19 protein-coding genes are annotated in these 21,274 nt (G+C 70.5%); 8 read left to right on the plus strand and 11 right to left on the minus strand.

Translation table 11 applies throughout. The features are described 5' to 3' along the window. The 4 genes from QR77_RS43190 to QR77_RS04500 all read right to left on the minus strand — a co-directional run. The coding region (locus tag QR77_RS43190; protein ID WP_236710542.1) for a M56 family metallopeptidase at positions 1 to 744 on the minus strand (744 nt) is incomplete at its 3' end. 3 nt (positions 745 to 747) lie between these two features. After that, entirely contained in the window at positions 748 to 1,131 is a 384-nt protein-coding gene (locus tag QR77_RS04490) for a BlaI/MecI/CopY family transcriptional regulator (RefSeq protein WP_040019765.1), read from the minus strand. Between the two features lie 47 nt (positions 1,132 to 1,178). Continuing rightward, positions 1,179 to 1,979: a polysaccharide deacetylase family protein gene (locus QR77_RS04495; protein WP_052489530.1), complete on the minus strand. Its 801-nt coding sequence runs from the start codon at positions 1,977 to 1,979 to the stop codon at positions 1,179 to 1,181. Positions 1,980 to 2,011: 32 nt separating this feature from the next. Continuing rightward, entirely contained in the window at positions 2,012 to 3,373 is a 1,362-nt protein-coding gene (locus QR77_RS04500) for a glycosyltransferase (protein WP_063797998.1), read from the minus strand. 179 nt (positions 3,374 to 3,552) lie between these two features. Here QR77_RS04500 and QR77_RS04505 point away from each other — a divergent pair, with 179 nt between their 5' ends. Continuing rightward, positions 3,553 to 4,377, plus strand: coding sequence for a hypothetical protein (locus tag QR77_RS04505; RefSeq protein ID WP_052488541.1), 825 nt, complete (start codon positions 3,553 to 3,555; stop codon positions 4,375 to 4,377). A gap of 272 nt (positions 4,378 to 4,649) precedes the next feature. Here QR77_RS04505 and QR77_RS04510 read toward each other — a convergent pair whose 3' ends face one another. Beyond that, the gene (locus tag QR77_RS04510) at positions 4,650 to 6,770 is read right to left on the minus strand and encodes a SpoIIE family protein phosphatase (protein WP_040019767.1); all 2,121 of its coding nucleotides are present in this window, start codon (positions 6,768 to 6,770) and stop codon (positions 4,650 to 4,652) included. Between the two features lie 144 nt (positions 6,771 to 6,914). After that, positions 6,915 to 8,027: an ABC transporter substrate-binding protein gene (locus QR77_RS04515; protein ID WP_040019768.1), complete on the minus strand. Its 1,113-nt coding sequence runs from the start codon at positions 8,025 to 8,027 to the stop codon at positions 6,915 to 6,917. A 302-nt stretch (positions 8,028 to 8,329) separates the two neighbouring features. Here QR77_RS04515 and QR77_RS04520 point away from each other — a divergent pair, with 302 nt between their 5' ends. After that, positions 8,330 to 10,864, plus strand: coding sequence for a CehA/McbA family metallohydrolase (locus QR77_RS04520; protein WP_040019769.1), 2,535 nt, complete (start codon positions 8,330 to 8,332; stop codon positions 10,862 to 10,864). A 72-nt stretch (positions 10,865 to 10,936) separates the two neighbouring features. On the opposite strand, the gene QR77_RS04525 is transcribed toward QR77_RS04520, so the two are convergent. The 3 genes from QR77_RS04525 to QR77_RS04535 form a co-directional block, all read right to left on the minus strand. Next, a complete protein-coding gene (locus QR77_RS04525) occupies positions 10,937 to 12,064 on the minus strand; it encodes a type III polyketide synthase (protein WP_040019770.1) in 1,128 nt (375 codons plus the stop codon). A gap of 9 nt (positions 12,065 to 12,073) precedes the next feature. Then, positions 12,074 to 13,288, minus strand: coding sequence for a cytochrome P450 (locus QR77_RS04530; RefSeq protein ID WP_040019771.1), 1,215 nt, complete (start codon positions 13,286 to 13,288; stop codon positions 12,074 to 12,076). Between the two features lie 99 nt (positions 13,289 to 13,387). Continuing rightward, positions 13,388 to 13,774 (minus strand): DUF952 domain-containing protein, encoded by a 387-nt coding sequence (locus tag QR77_RS04535; RefSeq protein WP_052488542.1) that lies wholly within the window; start codon positions 13,772 to 13,774, stop codon positions 13,388 to 13,390. A gap of 180 nt (positions 13,775 to 13,954) precedes the next feature. On the opposite strand from QR77_RS04535, the gene QR77_RS04540 reads away from it, so the two are divergent. From QR77_RS04540 to QR77_RS04555, 4 genes are all read left to right on the plus strand, one after another. After that, positions 13,955 to 14,584, plus strand: a complete 630-nt coding sequence (locus QR77_RS04540) for a TetR/AcrR family transcriptional regulator (protein WP_201778793.1) — start codon at positions 13,955 to 13,957, stop codon at positions 14,582 to 14,584. A 22-nt stretch (positions 14,585 to 14,606) separates the two neighbouring features. After that, positions 14,607 to 16,553: a S9 family peptidase gene (locus QR77_RS04545; RefSeq protein ID WP_078876483.1), complete on the plus strand. Its 1,947-nt coding sequence runs from the start codon at positions 14,607 to 14,609 to the stop codon at positions 16,551 to 16,553. A gap of 131 nt (positions 16,554 to 16,684) precedes the next feature. Beyond that, on the plus strand, positions 16,685 to 17,398 hold the full coding sequence (locus tag QR77_RS04550) for a DUF3159 domain-containing protein (RefSeq protein WP_052488543.1): 714 nt from the start codon (positions 16,685 to 16,687) through the stop codon (positions 17,396 to 17,398). 109 nt (positions 17,399 to 17,507) lie between these two features. Continuing rightward, positions 17,508 to 18,179 (plus strand): GPP34 family phosphoprotein, encoded by a 672-nt coding sequence (locus QR77_RS04555; protein ID WP_040019772.1) that lies wholly within the window; start codon positions 17,508 to 17,510, stop codon positions 18,177 to 18,179. A gap of 130 nt (positions 18,180 to 18,309) precedes the next feature. Here QR77_RS04555 and QR77_RS04560 read toward each other — a convergent pair whose 3' ends face one another. Next, entirely contained in the window at positions 18,310 to 18,552 is a 243-nt protein-coding gene (locus QR77_RS04560) for a DUF4190 domain-containing protein (protein WP_052488545.1), read from the minus strand. Positions 18,553 to 18,847: 295 nt separating this feature from the next. On the opposite strand from QR77_RS04560, the gene QR77_RS04565 reads away from it, so the two are divergent. Next, positions 18,848 to 19,270: a Rieske (2Fe-2S) protein gene (locus tag QR77_RS04565; protein ID WP_040019773.1), complete on the plus strand. Its 423-nt coding sequence runs from the start codon at positions 18,848 to 18,850 to the stop codon at positions 19,268 to 19,270. On the opposite strand, the gene QR77_RS04570 is transcribed toward QR77_RS04565, so the two are convergent. Beyond that, positions 19,242 to 20,171: a LysR family transcriptional regulator gene (locus QR77_RS04570; RefSeq protein ID WP_040019775.1), complete on the minus strand. Its 930-nt coding sequence runs from the start codon at positions 20,169 to 20,171 to the stop codon at positions 19,242 to 19,244. The two genes, QR77_RS04565 and QR77_RS04570, sit on opposite strands and share 29 nt — an antisense overlap. Before the next feature lie 91 nt (positions 20,172 to 20,262). On the opposite strand from QR77_RS04570, the gene QR77_RS04575 reads away from it, so the two are divergent. Beyond that, positions 20,263 to 21,274: DMT family transporter (locus tag QR77_RS04575; protein ID WP_107069056.1), on the plus strand; the 1,012-nt coding region annotated here is incomplete at its 3' end.

Below are 21,274 nucleotides of genomic sequence, written 5' to 3' on the forward strand. Positions count from 1 at the left end.
GGGGCCGCCGGTCGCGGCCAGCGCGGGCTGCGGCCGGCGCTTGGTGGCAAGTGCCGCCCGGGCGACGGCCCTTGCCACCAGGGGCCGGTCGCCGACCACCGCGCCTGCGTGCTCGTCGGCCCAGCGTTCCAGCGCGAAACCGCCCGCGACGGCGACGGGCCTCAGTAGCGGGTTGACCGCTGCAGCCAGTTGCAACAGCAGGAGGAACACATGGTGGCGGTGGCGCAGATGGGCCCGCTCATGGGCCAGCAGCGCCCGCCGCTCGCCCGCGGTGAGAGCGCGCAGCATGCCGGAGGAGACGACCACACGTCCCGGCGACCCCGGCAGCGCGAAGGCGGAGGGCACCGGGTCGTCCACGACAGCGAGATCTCCCGCAGTTGTGTGGCGACGGCACTCCCGTCGAGCCTCGACGAGCAGCCGGCCCCGGCGCCACCCCGCGAACGCCAGAGTTCCGGCGCACACGACCAGCAGGAGGGCGGCACTCGCCGCGACCGTGCGGTTCACGGGTGTGTCGGCGGCCAGCACGCCCGGAGACCACCGTCCCTCCTCCGCCACTGCCGGGACCTGGCCGACGAGTGTGAAGGCCAGCATGCTCAGGGCGGCCACCCAGCCGCCGGCGGCCACTACGGCCGCGACGGTCAGCAGCCACGAAGCCATCGTGGGCGGCAGTCGGCGTCCCGCCCACGGGGCGGACGCGGCCAGCAGCGCACTGACGGCGAAGGGAAGGAAGATACTGATGCGCACCGGTCAGTCCTCCGCGTGCCCGCGCAGCAGCCGCTCCAGCAACTCTTCGTCCTCGGAGGGCAGGTCGGACACGAAACGGGCCAGTACGGCGGCCCGGTTGCCGCCCTTCTCCAGCAGAGCCCGCATCCCCGCCGCGGTGTGCCCTGCCTCGTCCCGGACCGGGGAGTAGACATGCCCCCGGCCCTGCCGCTCGCGGCTGACCAGGCCCTTGTCGTGGAGCCGGGACAGGATCGTGAGTACCGTGGTGTGCGCCGGCTCCCCCGCCACCTGCTCGCGGACCTTCGCCGCGGTCGCCGGCCCGCCGACGGCCCACAGCGCGGCCAGCACCTCGTTCTCCAGCTCGCCGGGGGCCCGCCGGCCCGGCGGTCCCGTTCCTTCGTCCGTCACCCGCCCACTCCTTCGTCGCCTGGCCCGGTGTGTGAGGGGCCACGCTACTACCCGTTGTAGAGAGCCGTCGGCGCGGAGACGGCGGACGACGGGGACCGGGCCGGCCGCCGGGGATACGGACCGCCGTGGTCGCGGAGCGGGCCGGTCTCCCACCCACGGGCACCGAAGGTGTCGAGAAGGCGGGGAAGCGCCCTGAGGGTGACACGCCAGGACCCGGTGGCCGAGGTGCAGTCGGAGTCGTGGAGCAGGACCGTACCGCCACCGCGCAGAGACGTCATGACGGTGTCGTGGATGGAACGGGGCGTGGCGCGGGCCCGCCAGTCCTCGCCCCAGGCCGTCCACAGCACCGGAATCAGGTCCAGTTCACGGCAGGCGAGATGCGCGCCGGTGGTCATCACCCCGTACGGCGGCCGGAAGAGCCGGGGCGGCTCGCCCAGCACGTCGGCCAGCAGGTCGCGGCCCCGGGCGAGGTCCTCGCGGGTCGCCCGGGGGCCGCGGAACAGCAACGGCCGGTGGGCCCAGCCGTGCAGGGCGATCTCGTGCCCGGCGGCGGCCATCTCGCGGGCGAGACCGGGCGACCGGATCAGCATGGAGCCCAGCAGGAAGAAGGTCGCGCGGATCTGCCGCTCCTCCAGAACCCGCAGGAAGTGCGGGGTGGAGAGGTGGTCGGGACCGTCGTCGAAGGTCAGCGCCACATGATCCCGCCGCCCCTGCCCGGCCAGCCGCGGCATCAGCCGGTTACGCAGGGGCCCGAAGGCCGAGACGGCCGGAGCGGCGTGCAGGGCGGCCGCCACGGGCACCGCCAGACCTGCGGCCCGGAGGCCGCCGCGGGTACGGTGCGCACTCACCGCGTGGGATGTGTTCGCATCGCGCCGCGTACTCACAGCTCGTACCTCTCGAAGAGATGATGTGCGGCGGTGGCGAGGCGGGAGGGGAACATGTCGTCGGCGTGCGCGAGAGGGGCGGCGATACCGAACGCGAGTGTGGCCGCCAATCCCACCGCCGCTGTCCTGGCCCCGCGCCGGACCGGACGGTCCGGGCGGTCCGGACGGCCCGGGCGGTCCGGACGGCCCGGGCGTACGACGGGCGTGGGCCGGACCGTCCGTTCGTCCACGGCGGCGGCGATCACTTCGGCCGCCCCCGGCCCCGATCCGAACAGGGCCAGACCAGCGGCGCGCCGGCGTTCACCGAGCGGGCCCGCAACGAGCGAGGCCAGGACACCGCCGAGGGCCGCGGGGTCCCGCACCCATACGGCCAGCCCCGCTTCGTCGAGAGCGGCGGCGTTGGTCTGCCCGTGGCCCGGTATGCAGCGGAAGCTGACGACCGGCAGTCCACTGGCGAAGGCCTCCAGCGAGGTGAGCCCGCCCGCGTTCTGAACGAGTACGTCGCACGCCCGCATCAAGCCCGGCATGTCCGCCTCCCAGCCGCGTACGTACGCGAAACCGTCGGCGCGCAGTTCGTCGGCCAGCGTCTCGTTCCTGCCACACACCACGACCGGGACGGCCGCCCCGCAGGCCAGGATCTCGGCGGCCGACCGCCGTACGGCGCCCACCCCCCAGGAACCCGCGACCAGCAGGGCGAGAGCCTGGCCGGCCGGCAGTCCGAACGCGGCGCGTGCGGCGCTCCGTTCGGCCTCGTCCACCGGTGTGAACCGCTCGCCGGTCACGGGGCCTGCCACGGTCACCCGAACCGCCCCCCGCGCGCGTGCCTGTGCGGCCGGCACCGGATGGGCCGCGAGATGCGCGTCGATACCGCGCGCGACCCACAGCGGATGGACGGAGAAGTCCGTCAGGTAGGTGATGGCGGGTATGTCCAGACGCCCGGCGGAACGCAGCCCGCCGAGCACATGGCTCGCCCCCGGGTACGTCGAGACGACCGCGACCGTGCCGGACGGGATCGCGCGGAGCGTACGCCGCCGGGCGGAGCGGAACAGGACGCGTAGCAGTGGCCCGGGGCGGGCCGTGTGCTCGGCGGAGGTGTACAGGCGCTGGTAGCCGGCCGGGGCCCAGGTGAGCATCCGGCGGTACGTGGCGGCCAGCACTCGGCCCAGTCCGGCGGGCAGCAGATCGAGGAAGTCGCGCCGGTCCACGGCGAATCCGGCGGCCCCGAGGCGCAGGGCCAGCTCGGCGGCGGCGCCGTCGTGCCCTGCGCCCACCCGCGCCGAGATGATCGTGATCCGCCGGGGGAGGCGGGGGGACGGGCGGCGGAGCCGGCTCTCGTCCAGGTTGTCGTGGCAGGGCACAGCGGGTCAGCCTCCTGAAGGGCACGCCAAGGATGGTCGCCGCCCCGCGTGGCCGCGGCAGCGGGCCGGGGGGCTGACAGGAGAAGCTACTACATGATGTAGAAATAAGGCGTGCACAGGCAGGCCCCCGACACCGGGCGAGGCCGTGCGCGCCGAACGGCTACGAGGTGGGAGCGACTATGGAGCGGCAGGACGCGGGCACGGCGGGGAGAACCGGTCCCGGCCGGAGCAAGGTCCCCGAGATCAACGCCTGGTTCTGGGTGGTGAAAGTCCTCACCACCGGCATGGGAGAGACCGCTTCGGACTACCTGGCCAGAACGCTCGGCCCGGTGGTCGCGGGCGCGCTCGGGCTGACCGGCCTCGCCGTACTGCTCACGCTCCAGTTCCGGGCATCCCGTTACCGGGCGTGGGCGTACTGGTCGGCCATCGTGATGGTGAGTGTGTTCGGCACCATGGCGGCCGACGTCGTGCACGTCGTGGCGGGCGTCCCCTACGCGGTGTCGGCCGGGGCGTTCTCGGTGCTCCTCGCGGGCATCCTGACCGCCTGGTACGCCTCGGAGGGCACGCTGTCCATCCACAGCGTCCGCACCCGCCGCCGCGAAGGCTTCTACTGGGCGACGGTGCTCACCACCTTCGCGCTGGGCACCGCGGTCGGCGATCTGACGGCGGGCGTGCCGCACCTCGGCTACTTCCCCTCCGGAATCGCCTTCGCCGTACTCATCGCGATCCCGGCCCTCTCAGGGCGCTTCCTGGGCCTGAACGCCGTCGCCGCCTTCTGGTGGGCGTACGTCCTGACCCGGCCGCTCGGCGCCTCGTTCGCCGACTGGATGGGCGTGCCCCCGGCGCGCGGCGGTCTCGGCTGGGGCACCGGCCCGGTCACACTGGCGCTCACCGTGCCGATCCTCCTGCTCGTCGGCTGTCTGGCGTCGACCCACGCGGACACTCCTGAGCACGGAGCGCCGGAACCCACAGCCGTGGAACCCACCGGGGCATCCGCCGGCTGACCATCGGCCGCCGGCGTTCGGATGACCGTGGACTGTGGGGGGAGCCCGTTCCACACGGAGGCGTGGACGTGCGGCGCCTGCCGCGCAGCGAGTATCCGGCTGTCAGACAAGACCCTTGGAACCATCCATTCGAACCTCTTCTTGGCTCTCCTCCACAACGTGACGGCGCTGCCGCCGGCCGCGGCCGGCCTCCGGCATGACGTGGGCCCAGTGACCGAGCGCGACAGTCGGGTGGGGCGCCCGGGAGAGCGTGCCCGCCGGGCTCGCCGCCCTCACCGGACGACCCTGCCCGCCTTGTCGCAACTCACCAGCAACAGCGCGATGTCGTCACTGTTCCGGGGGACCGTCGTCTCCTGGGCGCGTTTGACGATGGTGTCCGCGAGCAGTTCCAGCGACTCGTCCTGTGACTCGGCGAGTTGGTCGGCCAGCAGGTCGATGGACAGGCCCAGGTCGGTGCCGGGCCGCTCCACGAGGCCGTCGGTGTAGAGCGCCAGCAGGGCGCCGGGCGGCAGGGGCATTTCCACGCTCTCGAAGCGGGCCCCCTCCTCCACCCCCAGGAGCAGCCCGGGCGGCAGGTCGAGCACCTCCGCGTGGTGAGCGCGATGGCGCAGGATCGGTGGGAGGTGGCCGGCGGAGGCCAGCGTGACGCGGTGCCCCGGCACGTCGATGTGGACGTAGAGGCAACTGCAGAAGAGGGAGGTGTTCAGCTCCAGGAGCAACTGGTTGGTGCGGGCGAGTACCTCCTCGGGCGGCGCACCCGTCCTGGCGTAGCTGTGCATGGCGGTACGGATCTGGCCCATCAGCGCGGCGGCCTGGACACTGTGCCCCTGGACGTCGCCGATCACGGCGGCCGCGGCGTGCTTACCGAAGTCGATCAGGTCGTAGAAGTCACCGCCGACCTCCAGCGCGCGCGTCGCCGGACGGTAACGCGACACGACCGCGAGGCCGGGCACCCGGGGCAGGCTGCGCGGCAGCAGCCCGTCCTGAAGGCCGCGTGCCACCTGGGCGTTGGCGTCGTAGAGCCGGGCGCGTTCCATCGCCTGCGCGATCATCCCGGCCAGCGAGGTGAGTTCGGCGCGTTCGTCCGGGGGGAAGGGCTGCGGCTTGTCGTACCCCAGCACGAGGCAGCCGAACGTGCCGCCGGAGACCGTCAGCGGCAGGAAAGCGAAGGCTGCCATGTCCCGGTAGTTCCGATGCTGGGGAAAGGCACGCACCAATTCGGCGTTGGTGGTGTGGAAGCCGGGGACACCGGTCTCCATGGTCCTTGTGCCCTCGCTCGGAGTAGCCATCGGCTGGCCGTCGAAGTGCTCCGGCAGCTCCGGCGGGAAACCACAGGAGCCCACCACGCGCTCTCGCCCTTCGTCCTCGACCAGGAGGGCCAGCCCCTCGGCGCCGAGGACGGGCCGCATCTGGTCCATGAGCGACTCGGCCACCTCGCTGACACCCGCCGCCTCGGTCAGCGCCGACGCCAGGTGCAGGAGGTGGAAGAGGGTGCCCGCGCGGGCGCGCACGGTGTGCGGGGCGTCCTCGGCCGGTTCCTCGTCACTCCCGCCGTCCTCCGGCCTGACGCGGACGCTGATGCCGGTGGCGTCCGGGTAGAGCAGGAACGACAGCCGTACGCCGTCCGGCCTGCGGGCGGCGAACCCGGTGGGCTGACGGCTGAAGAGCGCGGCGACAAAGGCGTTCTCGTACGCCGGATCGTTCAGCCAGGGCAGCGCGTCCCACGGTTCGGTGTCCAGCAGTTCCGCGCGATCGCGGCCGAGCAGATGGGCGGCCCGGTCGGTGAGGAAGGTCATCCGGCCGGACAGGTCGAGCGCCATCAGGCCTTCGGTGAAGCGCTCAGCGAGGGCGGCGACAGGGTCCGTGTGAGGGGCCGGCGGCTCCATGACCAGCGGCTCGTCCCTCGGAAGCACCGGCCGGCCCCGGGCTGCCGCGTCCCGCAGCACCTCGGCCATCCGGTGGGTGGCCTCACCGAGTCGCGCCCGCTCGGCGGCGGACAGCGGTGGGCGGCTGCCCGGCCACAGGACATTCAGGGCACCCCAGCAGACTCCGTCCGACATCAACGGGGCCGCGTAATGGGCGACGGAGTACGGAAAGGCGAGCGCGGCACGGGGAAAGCGGCGGGCCAGCTCCTGCTGGTCGGAGAGCCACACGGGACTGCGCGAGCGGACCGCCTCGGGCACCGGGGACGGCGCCGCCATCGCCAACCGGGCCCAGGGCCAGGCCAACTTCATGGGGGCTCCGGTCACGGTGGTCATCTGCAGCACCTGCCGCTCGGGGACCGGGAGGTACGTGAGCCCGATGTGGGCACCGACGTCCTGCGTGATGCCCTCCAACAACCGGTCGAGACGAGCCGCCGCTTCCGCGGCCGGGTCGTCCTCGTTCTCACGCACGTCCTCACCCGCCTCACATGCGGCTTATCACCCTCATTTCGCCGTATTGTCACACAATACAGGGCTGCCAGGTGTCGCCCTTCCCCGCGCCGGCCCCTTCCCACCCCGCCCGCACCGCACCCCGCCGCCCCGCACCCGGCCCGCTCAGGCGGCGTGAAGGACCCGGAAGCGATCGAGGTCCGCCGGATCTCGATCTACGACTTGGACCGCCGCCCAAACCCATTGCCAGACGCTGATGCCGGGCGTGCGGGAGAACCGGATCATTCCGCGGGTGCCTTCGACCGCGACATGCGGCCAGGCCGCGGCCGTGCGCGCCCGGTCCACGCCGTGAGAGCGCAGTACATCGGCGAGTACGGCGACCGCGTCGTACCCCTCGAAGGCGACGAAGGAGGGCGCTTCGGCCAGCCGCTCGCGGAGAGCCGTCTCGACCCGTACACCGAGTGGGCTGAGGCGGTCCGGCAGATAGCGCAGGAACGGGATCGCGGCACCGTCGTCGCCCAGCGACGTCGCCCATGCGGCGAACTCCGGTTGCCCGGCCGGAGCACCGATCAAGATCTCGGCGAGGCGCTGGTCGCCGCGGACGGACTTGACGATCGGCACCGCCGGCTCCGGGTTGCCGACCAGAAGAAGGAGGGCCGTCGCGCGGCTGGCGACGAGTTCGTCGCACACGGCCGTGGGGGTGAGCGCGCGCATGTCGAGTTCGACGACGGTACCGCCGCGCGGAGCGAGGTGGTCCCGCAGAATGCGGGCCCCGGACGCCCAGTAGACACTCGGCTCGGCCGCTACGGCGATTCGGCTGTGGCCCGCGCCGAGCAGGAAGTCCGCGTAGATCTGCCAGCCGTGGGACTGCGCGGGGGCGAGGCGCGCGACCCAGTCCGTCGGCTGTTCGGTGAGCGCGTCGATGACCCCTGACGAGCAGAGGAACGGCAGGCCGAGGGCGTCGGCCCTGGCGGCGGCGGAGCGAGCGACGACGCTGTGGTACTCCCCCACCAAGGCGGCCACACCCAGGCGAGCCAATTCATCCACGGCCGCCGCGGCCCTCCGCGGATCAGCGGCCGTGTCTCGGACCACCAGCTCAAGTGGTCTTCCGACGATCCCACCGGCGTCATTGACTTCGCGAACGGCCAGTTCGAGTCCGGCGAGCAGGTGTTGGCCTGCCTCGACCCAGCCAGGCCGAGTCAGCGGAACAAGAGCACCTATCCGGACGGATGACCCGTCAGCCCGCTCCGCTCCGGGCGGCGATGGTGGCGTATTCATGCGTTGACTTCTCCCGTGCGGTCCGAGTTACCTGGGTCATCCGTGTGACCCGCGTGACCCGGGTGACGATTCCGTCGCGGCTTGCCCGGACCGCAGCGTGGCAAGGCCCGGCAGTACGCGTTCGGAGTGGTACTCGGCGATTCTCCACCGGGTCCGGCCGTCCGTCGTGGACGCATTGTTCCGGAGACTGGCACGAATGCTTCGTAACGGGTTCATTCCACGTAACCGGAGATTCCTTAGCGTCGCTAAATGGTTTGACACCGTTCCGCACGGGAGCGGTGGACGAAAGGCGCCACCAGCAGATGGAAACACCCGAGGAATCCAGGGCTTCGAACCCGTCGGCCACGTCCGCCGACCTGAGCCGCCGGAGGTTCGTGGCCGTCGCCGGCGCGGCGATCGCGGCGGCCGGGGTCGGGGCGGGCACCGCCGAGGCGGCTACAGGGTCCGCCCTCAAGGGGCCGGCCAAGACCGTGGCAGCCGACACCGGGGTCGTCAACGGCGGCAAGGCCCCCAAGGGCACCTGGCTCGCGGGCGACACCCATGTCCACGACGACCACTCGTCGGACGGCAGCGGTCCCCGCCAGACGTCGCAGCAGACCCTTCCCGGCAACCTCCCCGTCGGTGACCAGATCGGCCAGGGCGAGAAGACCGGTCTCGACTTCATGCCACTGACCGACCACCGTACGTACGACCAGGTCTGGGATCCCCAGTGGAAGTCGTCCAAGCTGCTGCTGCTCCCCGGCGAGGAGGCGAACGGTTCGCCCCACGCCATCGTGCTGGGCAACGTCGATGTCATCGTGGACGGCGCCAACCCGCCCGGATCCGCGAGTTTCCGGCATGTGCAGCAGTCGGTCTGGGACGCGCACGCGCAGGCCGCGATCTGGCAGCAGGCCCACCCCGACGACGGTGAGTACACACCGGCCGACGGTGTGAACGACAACGCCAGCGTCCAGGGCGCGCATCTGGTCGAGGTGCTGAACGTCGCCAGCAACCCGGACGCCGAGGTCGAGTACGCGGAGAACCGCTGGAACGCGGGCTTCCGTTTCGGTGTGTCCGCCGCCAGCGACTGCCACTTCCGCGAGCTCTGGGACATCGACAGCCCCGGTGAGCCGACCACCCATGTCTTCACAGCCGGGCGATCGGTGCTGGGCATCCTGGACGGCTTCCGCGCCGGCCGTACGACCGTCTCGCAGAACATCGCCGGCCCCTTCCTCACCATCGAGGCGGACGTCGACGGTGACGGCGTGTTCGAGGCGATGGGCGGTGACGAGGTTGTCGTCGCCGAGCGCAAGCTGCCCAAGAAGGCGAAGCTGCGTGTGAAGGTCAAGGGCGGCAAGGGCACCACCGTCTCGGTGTACGCGGCTCCCGGCCGCTCGGCCGGCCCGATCGCGAAGTTCACACCGCAGCGGGCCAACGAGACGTACGAACTGCCGCTCGTGCTGAAGGGGACGGACCACGGCTGGTACCGCGTCGAAGCCCGCTCCCCCGGCAGCGCCTCCGGCTCCGAGGCCGACCCGGACCTGCCCGATCAGCTACGCGGCGCCACCTCGCCGATCTTCGTGTCCGTCGGCGCTCCGGCCGACCCCCGCCCCGAGATCGCGCTCCCGGCCGCCGACACCGCGGCCGACGCCGCGGTCCTCGTCACGGGCGACCAGGGCGAGTTCACCGGATTCTCCGACATCGCCGTCGTCGGCAAGGTGACACATGTGGTGGCCGAGCTGCACCAGAACCAGGCCAGCAAGATCGTCTACCGTCAGCTCGACGCCAAGGGCAGGGTCGTCAGGTCTTCGACCCTGTCCGGCCGCTCGGCCACAGCGCGGTTCCCCCGCGTCGCCGCCACCGCCGACGACGTATGGGTGGTGTGGCAGGACGAGCGGGGCGAGGAGCAGCCGCACCGGCCCGCGATCCTGCTGGCGCACAGCGCCAACGGCGGCGCCTCGTTCAAGGCCCCGCAGAAGACCAACAAGGGCAAGGGCCGCGCCGTCACCCCGGCGCTCGCGCTGATCGAGGACAAGCATCCGCTGGTCGTATGGTCCGACAACAGCGCGGGCGCGTTCGACGTCTACGCGCAGATCATCGGCGTCGACAAGGCCGCGACGAACGTCTCGGCGGCGGGCAAGACGACCAGCCCCGGTGTGTCCACCGACGCGCGCTCGCCGCGCTTCCCCGCTTCGCTGTTCCCGGCCGTCACCGTCCAGAACGGCAAGCAGGCGGTGATCAGTTGGCAGGACGACCGCTTCGACCCGGACCCGTTGTGGACCGGCCACACCCCGCCCGCGGGTCAGCCGGCCGGCGGCGGCACCGACCCGGACAACTGGCAGATCCTCGCGTCGGTACGTAAGGCGCCCGGTCGCGGCTGGAGCAACCCGGTCCAGGTCAGCCGGGTCACCGACCGCTCGGACCGGCACCCCGGCCTGACCGTGGACGAGCACGGCACGTTCGTCGCGATCTGGGAGAGTGGCGCGCTACAGAGCTCTGGCGCCAACCTCCAACTCCGGGCCGCCCGTTCGACCGACGGCGGCACCACCTGGACGGCCTTCGAGCAGGTCTGTCTCGCGCCCGAAGCGATGAGTCAGCGGGCGAAGCTGGGCCTCGACCCGGACGGCACCGTGCGGGCGGTCTGGTACGACTCCCGCGCGACGGACTGGCGTTGGAAGATCTTCACCGCCACCCTCGACACCGGAACCGGCTGGTCCCCGGCCGTCCAGGTGACGGCCCGGGGCAACAACACCTGGCCCGCGCTCCACCGGGGCGTGGTGGTGTTCACCAGCGACCGTGCGGCGAAGCGAACGCAGCGGGATGCGACGCAGCAGGTTTACACGGTGAAGCTGGCCTGACCGGGGCCCTCAGTGGGGGCTCCGGTCCTTGCCGTGTCCCCCACAACAGCCCCGGCGCACAGGTGGACAATCTCAGGTCGTCGCGTCGACCGGTGCTGCCGCCTGCCCCGGCATGGATGTCAGCCGGTGTGCCGGTGGCCGGCCCGGATTTCCGGTTGTGCTCCAGGTGCCCAGGGTGATCTCGGCGGTGATGCCGGGGCCGAACCCGGCGATGACTCCCTGGGCCGCGTGGTCGGCGCCGCCGTCCTCGAAGAAGCGTTCCAGCGCATCGAAGATGACGGCGCTGGCGATGTTGCCACGTTCGGTGAGGGTCGCCCGGCTGTAGCGGAACATCGTCGGCGGCAGTTTCAGATGGGTGCACAGGTCGTCCAGAATCCTGGGGCCGCCGGCGTGGACGATGTAGAAGGCGAGCCCCGAGATGTCCCAGTCGCACAGGTTGGCCATGTCGCGCAGGGCCGGGGCGAGGTCGGCCATGGTGCCCGGCACTCGTTTGTCGAGCATGAAGTGGAAACCGGTGTCGCGGATCGCGTACGAGATCCACTCCTCGGTGCCGGGTACCAGGTGCGAGCCGTTGTGATCCAGATGTACGCCGGTGCCGCCCTGGCCGCGCACGACCGCGGCGGCGATGGCGTCCCCGAACAGGCCGTTGGAGAGCAGGTTGCCCACTGCCAGGTCCGTCGGCTGATAGCAGAGCGAGCAGAACTCGCAGCAGACGATCAGCACGTTCGCCTGCGGGTAGGCGGTGCAGAAGTCGTGAGCGCGGTTGATGGCCGCTCCCCCGGCGGCGCAGCCGAGCTGGGCGATCGGCAACTGCCGGGTCTCCGGCCGGAATCCCATCGTGTTGATGAGCCAGGCGGTCATCGACGGCATCATGAATCCGGTGCAGGAGACATAGATGATCATGTCGATGTCGTGGGGGGTGAGGTCGGCGTAGGCCATCGCGCGGCGCACGGCCTCCGGCACCCGGGCCTTGGCCTCCGCCTCGTACCGGGCGTTGCGCGCGGTGAGGCCCGGGTGGCGCAGTGTGTCCTCGATGGGCTGCACCAGATTGCGTGTCCGTACGCCGGTGTTGGCGATCAGACGCAGTGCGAGGCCGAGTTGGGGGTGGCCGGCGTGCAGCTCCCGTGCCAGGTCGAGGGTCTGCTCCTGGGTGATGACGTGCTCCGGCACGGCGATCGCCGGTCTGCATAACGTGGCCATGACCGCCCCCTACCACGTCACCGGAAGGGCGAGCGGATAGCGCCAGATCGACACGGTGTTCCACTGCACCTCGTCCTTGGGCACGGCCAGGCTCAGCCCGGGAAAACGGGTGAGCAGGGTGCCGATGGACACGTGCAGAACCATGCGCGCCAGATGGGAGCCGAGGCAGTGATGGCTGCCGTACCCGAAGGTCATGTGCCCTGCGGGCGCCTGCCGTTCGAAGTCCAGCTCGTCGGGCCGCTCGTACGCCAGCTCGTCTCGGTTGGCGGTCAGATACGACACGTGCACCGTCTCACCCGCCTTGATGATCTGACCGCCGAGCTCCACGTCCTCCAGAGCCACTCGGGGAATGCCGACGCCCTGGCGGAAGGGGATGTAGCGCAGCAGTTCCTCCAGGGCCTGTGGCAGCAGTTCGGGCCGTGCCCGCAACTGGGCCAGGTGGGAGGGGTGGGTCAGCAGGGTGTAGATGACGTTGCTGATGTCGTAGGTGGTGGTGTCGTGCCCGGTGACCATCAACAGCATGGCCAGCACGGCGAGTTCCTCCTCCTCCAGCATCTCCTCCCCGATGCGCGCGGTGGCCATCGCGCTGATCAGGTCGTCCCCCGGGGCGTGGCGCCGCGCCCGGGTCAGCTCGCTGAAGTAGGCCCGCAGTGACGCCTTCGCCTCGACCGCCGATGCGCTGTCGGCGGCGCTCATCGACATCATGACCGTCGCCCAGCGGCGCAATCGCGGGCGGTCCGCCTCCGGCACGTCCATGAGCTGACAGATCGTCATCAGCGGCAGCTCGTTGGCCAGGCGGGCGGTTACGTCGGCCGGCGCACCGCTCTCGGCCATCTTCTCCAGCAGCCCGTCCACGGTCCGCTGGACCCACGGGCGCAACGCCTCGACCTGGGGGGTGGTGAAGGCCTTGACGACCAGCCTGCGCACGCGGTTGAGCGCGGGCGGGTCCATCAGGTTGATCGCCTCGGACTGCGCGATGGGCGCCGGGGTGATCCGCGGAAAGTCCTGGCCGACCAGCGCGGCCCGGCTGAACCGCCGGTCGGAGGTCACCGTCTGCACGTCCGCGTAGCGCGTCACCAGCCAGCAGGTGCCCGTGCCGTACGGCATCCGGACCCGGGCCACGGGCGACTCGGTCCGCATCCGCGACATGAACGGATCGGGCTCCAGAGCGTTGTCATGGCGGAACGGACACGCCTGCTCGGTTCCAGTACCCACCGTAGTCATTCCAGCATCCCCCCTCAACATGCGCCCGGCCGTCCCGCGCGTCTTCGAAGGCGATACCCACCTCACGACGGCGCGACCACGAAAAGGAGCAAACCACCCTTATGGGGTCTCTTCGCTCCTGGGTGACTTCGCCCGCGGAGGCGGCGACACCAGCCTCCGGGCCCGGCCTTCACCGTCCCGCTCGATCTCCATGACGGCGACGACCGCACCGCGGTTCACGGGCCCGCGAATCCGTACCGTCGGCACCTGGGACGACGGCCCGCCGGCAGGCGCCTCGAAGGTCACCGGGGCGTCGAGCTTTTCCTCGTCGATGACCAGCGCCAGGAGCGGCCCCTCCACCTTCCTCGGAAACCGGGTCATGGCGGCGAGCAGCGCCTCTTCGCTGACAGAGCAGTGCATGGTCCCGTCGGTGCGGAGCGTCGCGGCGGAATAGGGGTCGTCGGGGTGGGCGAGCCAGAGATCCAGGGGAACCGCGTGATAGAGCATCCACCCGTTATAGCGGCGCGCCGGGGAACAGGGACACGGCCGATCGGGTGACGAGGCAGGGGGCGTCGCCGCAGGCGAGCATTGACACGATGTGTCACTTAGTGACACGCTGGCATTCAGTGCCGATGAGATCGAGAGGTGTTGGGCGAGATGACCACGCCGAAGCGCGGTGGAGGGGGGATGAGCGAACAGCGGCGGCTGCGGCTGCGTCTGGAGATCTCGCGAGAGGCGGCACGCCTGTTCTGGGAGCAGGGGGTCGCCGCCACGAGCGGTGAGCAGATCGCGGCGGCGGTCGGGCTGTCGGTGCGTACGATCTGGCGGCATTTCCGCAGCAAGGAGAGCTGCGCCGAGCCGATCGTCACGCAGGGCGTCGAGTGGTTCATGGAGGTGCTGCGTAGCTGGCCCCGGGGCAGTTCGCTGGAGGCCCATCTCGCCGCGGAGACGCTGAAGCGAGGACACGAGATGCGCCCCGCCGAACTGGCCGACGACATGCTCGCCACCCGGATGATCGCTCTCGGCGACACGGAACCGGCGCTCCGCACGGCCTGGTTGATGGCCTGCGACCAGATCGAACGCGAGATGGTCACGATCCTCGCCGGTCGCCTCGGCCGCCCGGCCGACGACCTGGAGGTGAGGCTGCACGCGGCCACGGCGACCTCCGTCGTGCGGGTGATGGACGAACACATCGGTTCCGCCGTCCTGGCCGGAGTGCCTTTCGCCGGCTTCGACGATCTGGAGAGCCTGACCGAACGGTTCGCGGCCTCGGTCCGCTCGGCCACCGGAGGGGCCGTCGGGGACCCCGTCGACTGATACCAGACCAGGAGGTATCCGTATGTCCGCGACTCCGCACACCACTTCACACACCGGTTCACCCACCATCTCGCACACCACCCCGCACCTCACCGTCGAGGAGCTTTTCGACTCACCCGCCCGCATCTCCGCCTCGATCTCGCCGGACGGCACGCGGATCGCGTACCTCGCGCCGTGGCGGGACCGGCTGAACGTGTGGGTGGAAAGCGTCGATTCGGACGAGCAGGCGCGCTGTGTCACCGCCGACGACAACCGCAGCGTGCACGAATACCACTGGACGGACGATCCGCGGTGGCTGCTGTACAAGCAGGACGGCGACGGTGACGAGAACTGGCACCTGTTCCGGGTCGACTTGGAGGACCCCGGCGCCGAGGCGGTCGACCTCACCCCGTACCCGGGAACGAGGGTCGAGGGTCTTGAGTTGCCCGTCACGCGGCCGGGCAAGGCGCTCCTGTATCTGAACCGCAGGAATCCAGCGGAGTTCGATCTCCACGAACTCGATGTCGCCACCGGTGAGTTGACCGTGCTGGCACAGAACCCGGGCACGGTCGCCGGCTGGCTGTCCGCTCCCGAGGGCCGCCTGTTCGCGCACACCACGACCGCCGACGGCACTATCGAACTCGCACGCTGGGACGGCGAAGCCGGCACACCGCGCACCGTCATGGAGTTCGACGGCTCCGACTACCCCATCGGCGTCCACCCGTTCCAACTCACCCCGGACGGAAGCGCGGTGTGGATCGGCTCCAACCGTGGCACCGACCGGACCCGGCTGGTCCGGGTCGATCTGGCCACCGGCGAGGAGACCGAGGTCGACAGCCACCCCGTCCTCGACCTCGACACCCGCTCCGCCGTCTTCCCCACCCTGCCCTCGCCGCTCATCCGCGACCGGCGTACGGGAGAGCTGCTCGGCGTCCGCTACCTGGGCGAACGGCAGGTGATCCGCCCCTTGGACCCCCACTTCGCCGAGGTGCTGGAGAACCTGTCCAAGCTGTCGGACGGTGACCTGGCAGGCGTCTCCTCCGACGGCAGCGGGCGGCGCTGGATCGCCGGCTTCACCCATGACCGCGACCCCGGGGCCACCTACTACTACGACCACACCACCGGCGAGAGCCGGCTGCTGTTCCGGCCGTATCCGCACCTGGACCCGGAAGCCCTCGCCCCCATGACACCGGTCACGATCACCGCACGCGACGGACTGGACCTCCCGTCGTACCTGACCCTGCCCCTCGGCGCCGAGCCTGCCGGGCCGCCGATGGTCCTGCTGGCCCACGGCGGCCCCTGGGCCAGGGACAGTTGGGGCTTCAACCCGCTCGCCCAGCTTCTGGCCAACCGCGGTTACGCCGTACTACAGGTCAACTTCCGCGGATCGACCGGCTACGGCAAGGCCCATCTCAAGGCCGGCATCGGAGAACTGGCGGGCAAGATGCACGACGACCTCATCGACGCCGTCGACTGGGCCGTCGGCAAGGGCTACGCGGACCGGGACCGGATCGCCGTCTTCGGTGGCTCCTACGGCGGTTACGCCGCGCTCGTCGGTGTCACCTTCACCCCCGACGTCTTCGCCGCTGCCATCGACTGCTTCGGCATCTCCGACCTCGCCAACTTCCTCCGGACGGTACCGGAGTTCGCGAAGCCCCACCTGGCCCCCAACTGGCATCTGTACGCGGGTGATCCGGACGATCCGGAGCAGGAGGCGGACTTGCTGGAGCGCTCACCGATCAGCCATGTGGACCGGATCCGTACGCCGCTGATGGTGATCCAGGGAGCCAACGACGTCCGCGTCGTGCAGGCCGAGTCCGACCGGATCGTCGACGCCCTCCGCGCCCGCGGCGTCCCGGTCGAATACATGGTCAAGGACAACGAAGGACACGGCTTCGTGAACCCGGAGAACACCCTCGACATGTACCGCGCCGCCGACCGCTTCCTCGCCCGGCACCTGGGCGGGCCGCGGCCGGAGACAACCGACTAGGCCCTCCCCGGGCCGAGAAGCCGACACCGCGGCACCGCGCCGGGCCATCGAGGCTCGCGGTGCGCCGACCGAGCGTGTCAGTCAGCACCTGCCGTACAGACCCCACGACTGAACGGAGTTGATCCCACATCATGACTGAATCCGTACGCCCCGCCGACCCCACCAACGGCACCCATGACCACGACGGATCCCTCGCACCCAAGCCGAAGCCGAAGCCCCAACCGAAGCCGACGATGCTCGAACAGATGGGCGGGACGACCGGGCTGGTATACACGGCGCTGCCCATCGTGGCCTTCGTGCTCGCCAACGCCTCGTTCGGACTGACCCCCGCCATCTGCACGTCCGTCGGGGTGGGGCTCGCGATCACCGTGCTACGGATGGTGCGCAAGGAGCCGCTCCAACCGGCCCTCTCCGGCCTCTTCGGTGTCGCGGTCGCCTCGTTCGTCGCCTGGAAGACCGGATCGGCCAACGGCTTCTTCCTGCTGGGCATTTGGGCGAGTCTGTTTCTCGCCGTGATCTTCCTCCTCTCGGTACTGGTACGCCGGCCGCTCGCCGGAATCGTCTGGGGTGCGCTCAACGGCACCGGGACCGCCTGGCTCCGCGACAAGCCCTCCACCCGCTACTACGACATCGCCACCCTCGCGTTCACGGCGGTCTTCACGGTGCGGTTCGTCGTACAGCAGTGGCTGTACGAGCAGGACGCCACCGGCTGGCTGGCCTTCGCGAAGATAGCGATGGGCTATCCGCTGCTCGCCCTGGCCTTCCTGGTGGTGCTCTGGGCGGCACGGCGTTCGGGCCGACGGCTCCGCGCGCTCAACGGGCCGCAGCACACCAGTGGGGCCTGACCCGGCGGGCCCGCGTCCGGCGCCGGCTCGACCGCTCGGCGCACCTGCCCGATGGCAGCATCCGAAGGCCCAGATCTCGGCAACACCCACAGCTCCTGGAGAGTGAAAGATGCCCCATACGCTGCCGCAGCGGATGTACCTGCTCAGCTACACCGTGGAGAAGGAGAAATTCGAGACCAACAACCTCCAGTTCCGCGGCCAGAAGCTGCGTGCGGCGGCGTTGGTCGAACTCATCCTCGCCGGACTCATCAGCATTGCTCCGGCGAAGCGGGAGAAGGTGGTGCGGAGCGCCTCGCCCTCACCGAGTGACTCCTTCCTCGCCGAGGTCTGGCACGAGACAACGCCGGAAAAACCGACAAGCTGGCTCGACCTGGTGCACCTCCGCGCCCACACCGCCGAATCGGCGGTCCGCGAGCAGCTCGTCACCCTCGGCGACATCACTCTGGACGAGAAGAGCCGTAAAAAGCTCTCGCTCCTTTCCCAGCACCAGGTCACCGTCATGCATCCCGAACACGTACTCGCGCTGCGTGAGAAGAGTCGCGAGACCGTCACGCTCGGCCTGGACCCCGCGACCATTCCGTTCGAGGACGTGGCCATGACGGTCCTCGCCACGGAGAGCGACGTCGGGCACCACATTTTCAGCCGTAGCGAGGCCCGTACGCACAAGAAGACGATCAAGGCCTACGGTGAGCACTTCGACGCCATCGTTCCCGGCCTTCGCAAAGCCGTCCAGACCTCCATGGCCGCCCTCCGCCCGACCGGCGGTGGCTGGGGAAGCTGACTGCGCGGCGCCGGACACCCCGGCCGGAGTGCGCGAGGCCGGCGCGCGAAGGGTCGCCGCGCCGGCCCCGCTCCCCGTACGGCCGCACCGGGTGGATCCGGCTGATCTTCCCCCGTACGACCCACGTCCGTCAGCCGCCGTACATGCCCCTGAAGAACATCAGGCTGAGGGCCATTCCCACCACCAGACCGGCGATCGACACGCCGATCGCCGTGGGCGCGAGCCGCTGCCCCTGGTTCTTGGCGACGATGCCGCACACGATGCCCGCGATCCCGAATCCGGGCGGGCAGAAGAGGAATGCGACACACCCCAGGACGATCCCGACGATGCTCAGGGTGTTGGACTCGGTCCGTGGTTCGTACGAGTTGGACATGGTGCTCCCCCTGACTCAGTAAAATGAACGTAAGGTCAATGCCCGGAGCCCGAGCCCTTCAACCACCGCTCACCGAGGGTTCCTGTACGGGTAACCGGGCGCGAAGCCGGGCGAGTTGGGGCCGATGTGGGACCTTCTGGGCCTGTCCGGCGGGGGCCATGTCCGGCGCCAGGCCGGCCGGCTCCGCGATCGGACCGGCCGGAGAAATCCGCCCGGATCTTGAACATCGCCGCCCCTGTCGCCGTACCCCCTCACAAGGCGGCCGACAAGCGGCCGGCATCGAAGGAGTACCGGTATGACGTCAGCGCAGCGCGCCGCAGGGGTAACACGCAGGACCATGCTCGCGGCCGCCGGAGCGAGTGGGCTGGGTGTGGCGCTGGCCGCGTGCGGTGGTGGCGGGAGTTCGGACGCCGCGGCCAAGCCCAAGAGCGGCAAAGTCCTCGGAAAGACAGGTGACATCCCGGAGGGCGGCGGAAAGATCTTCGCCGACGAGTCGGTTGTCGTCACCCAGCCGAAGGCGGGCGAGTTCAAGGCCTTCTCCTCGATCTGCACCCATCAGGGCTGCCCCGTGACGAAGATTACGGGCGGGAATATCGTGTGCCCGTGCCACGGCAGCCAGTACAGCGTGGCGGACGGCAGTGTGACGCACCCGCCGGCCCCGAAGCCGCTGTCGCCCGTGAAGATCAAGGTCACCGGCGATTCGATCGCTCTGGCGTGACCGGTACGGCCTTCCCCGCCGCCGCCAGTGCCCGGACCGCCGCCCGGATCGAGGGGCGGCGGTCGGCGTCCGTACGCCACACCGCGTGGATGTGCCGGCGCATCTTGTGCCGTACGGGCACCACGGCGACGCCCTCCGGCACCGGGCCCCGGCCGAGGCGCGGCGCGACACACACACCGAGTCCCCCTGCGATCAGGGCCAGTTGGGTGTGGTGTTCGCCGGCGAGATGGGCGATGTGGGGCTCGATCCCCTTGGAGCGCAGGGTGAACACCAGCCACTCGTAACAGAATTCACCCTCCGGCCAGGACACCCAGGGGTCGTCGGCGAACTCTTCGAGGTCGACCTCGCTACGGCCGGCCAGCGGATGTCCGGCGGGCATGGCCACATCGGCGGCGTCGTCCAGCAGGTGTTCCTTCGCGAGACCGCCCGGCACCGGCAGCCGTTTGTTGCTCCAGTCCAGCACGACGGCGAGGTCCAGATCACCTCTGACCACGGCCCGGATCGCCGCCTCGGGTTCCAACTCACGCGACTGCACCCGCAGTTCGGGGTGGGAGTCGCGCAGCGTGCGGAGCGCTGCGGGGAAGAGCCCGCGCGCGGCCGTCGGAAAAGCGCCGAGGCGCACCTCGCCGACCACCCTGCCGCGCTGCGCGTCGATGTCCGACTGGGCCACCTCGACCTGGGACAGGATGCGCGCGGCATGGTCGGCGAGCAGCCGTCCCGCGTCGGTGAGCCGGACGCCGCGCCCCTGCTTCGCCAGGAGTTGCTGGCCCACTTCCCGCTCCAGTTTCGCCATCTGCTGGGAGACGGCGGAGGTGGTGACATGCATCCCCTCGGCGGCGCCGCTCACCGAGCCGTGCCGGGCCAGCGCGTCGAGGGTGCGCAGTCTCTCCAGGTTCAGCATGGGAACCATACAAACAGGTAAGCAAAGCTAATCAAAGAGGCGTACAGAATCTCGCTTGTCCTACGATGTGCCCGGCACCATCGTTGGCCGCATGACCACCGCCGTACCGCCGCGCCCCACTCCGGTCCCGCCACCGGCCGCACCACCGACCTCCGCACCGGCCGCACCACCGACCTCGCCACCGGCCGCCGCCGGTCTGCCCTCAGCGCCGCCCCGCCCCCGGCGCGCCACCGACTGGCGTATCCGCTTCGGCGCGCTCTCGCTGATCTGGGGGTTCAGCTTCCTGCTCATCAAGGTCGGCACCCGCGGCTTCGCTCCGTTCCAAGTCACCTTCGGCAGACTCCTGTTCGGCACGCTGGTGCTGGCCGTGGCGATGGCCCTGAAGCGCGAAGAGCTTCCTCGCGGGGTACGCACCTGGGGCCACCTGGCCGTCGCCGCCTTCTTCCTCAACGCGCTGCCGTTCTCGCTGTTCGCCTACGCCGAGCTGACGATCCCCTCGACGCTCGCGGGCATCTGCAACGCCACCTCGCCGCTGTGGGGCATGGCGCTCTCGCTCGTCGCCCTCTCCGAGGACCGGCCGACCCGCCGCCGGGTCGCCGGGCTCGGCCTCGGCTTCCTCGGTGTGCTCACCGTCCTGGGTGTCTGGCAGGGTTTCTCGGGTCTCGACCTCACCGGCACGGCCATGGCCCTTCTGGCCTCGCTGTGTTACCCGGTCGGCTGGATATACGTACGCCGCACACTGGCGGGCAGTGGCAACTCCCACCTCTCCTTGTCCGGGGTGCAGTTGTTCCTCGGTACGGTGCAACTGGCCGCTGTCATGCCCCTGTTCACCGCACTGCCGACGTCGTTCGCCGTCGTGCCGCTGCTGGCCGTGGTCGTGCTCGGCGCGCTGGGGACCGGGGTCGCCATCCTCCTCCAGTACGAAATCGTCGCCGAAGTGGGCCCGACGACCGGCCAGATGGTCACCTACTTCATCCCGGTCATCGCGGCCGCCGCCGGTGTCACACTCCTCCATGAACACCTCGGCTGGAACACCCCCGTGGGCGCGCTCGTCGTCCTCGCCGGGGCCGCGCTCACCCAGAGCAGGGCGAAGGCCGCCGAGC

Source organism: Streptomyces sp. 150FB (assembly GCF_000818195.1).
GTDB lineage: Bacteria > Actinomycetota > Actinomycetes > Streptomycetales > Streptomycetaceae > Streptomyces.

Coding starts and splice junctions, on each gene's coding strand:
- QR77_RS04540 (WP_201778793.1), top strand. CDS start 13,955: ATGAGCGAACAGCGGCGGCTGCGGCTGCGTCTGGAGATCTCGCGAGAG.
- QR77_RS04535 (WP_052488542.1), bottom strand. CDS start 13,774: ATGCTCTATCACGCGGTTCCCCTGGATCTCTGGCTCGCCCACCCCGAC.
- QR77_RS04515 (WP_040019768.1), bottom strand. CDS start 8,027: ATGAATACGCCACCATCGCCGCCCGGAGCGGAGCGGGCTGACGGGTCA.
- QR77_RS04505 (WP_052488541.1), top strand. CDS start 3,553: ATGGAGCGGCAGGACGCGGGCACGGCGGGGAGAACCGGTCCCGGCCGG.
- QR77_RS04560 (WP_052488545.1), bottom strand. CDS start 18,552: ATGTCCAACTCGTACGAACCACGGACCGAGTCCAACACCCTGAGCATC.
- QR77_RS04525 (WP_040019770.1), bottom strand. CDS start 12,064: ATGGCCACGTTATGCAGACCGGCGATCGCCGTGCCGGAGCACGTCATC.
- QR77_RS04530 (WP_040019771.1), bottom strand. CDS start 13,288: ATGACTACGGTGGGTACTGGAACCGAGCAGGCGTGTCCGTTCCGCCAT.
- QR77_RS04520 (WP_040019769.1), top strand. CDS start 8,330: ATGGAAACACCCGAGGAATCCAGGGCTTCGAACCCGTCGGCCACGTCC.
- QR77_RS04550 (WP_052488543.1), top strand. CDS start 16,685: ATGACTGAATCCGTACGCCCCGCCGACCCCACCAACGGCACCCATGAC.
- QR77_RS04565 (WP_040019773.1), top strand. CDS start 18,848: ATGACGTCAGCGCAGCGCGCCGCAGGGGTAACACGCAGGACCATGCTC.
- QR77_RS04570 (WP_040019775.1), bottom strand. CDS start 20,171: ATGCTGAACCTGGAGAGACTGCGCACCCTCGACGCGCTGGCCCGGCAC.
- QR77_RS04545 (WP_078876483.1), top strand. CDS start 14,607: ATGTCCGCGACTCCGCACACCACTTCACACACCGGTTCACCCACCATC.
- QR77_RS04555 (WP_040019772.1), top strand. CDS start 17,508: ATGCCCCATACGCTGCCGCAGCGGATGTACCTGCTCAGCTACACCGTG.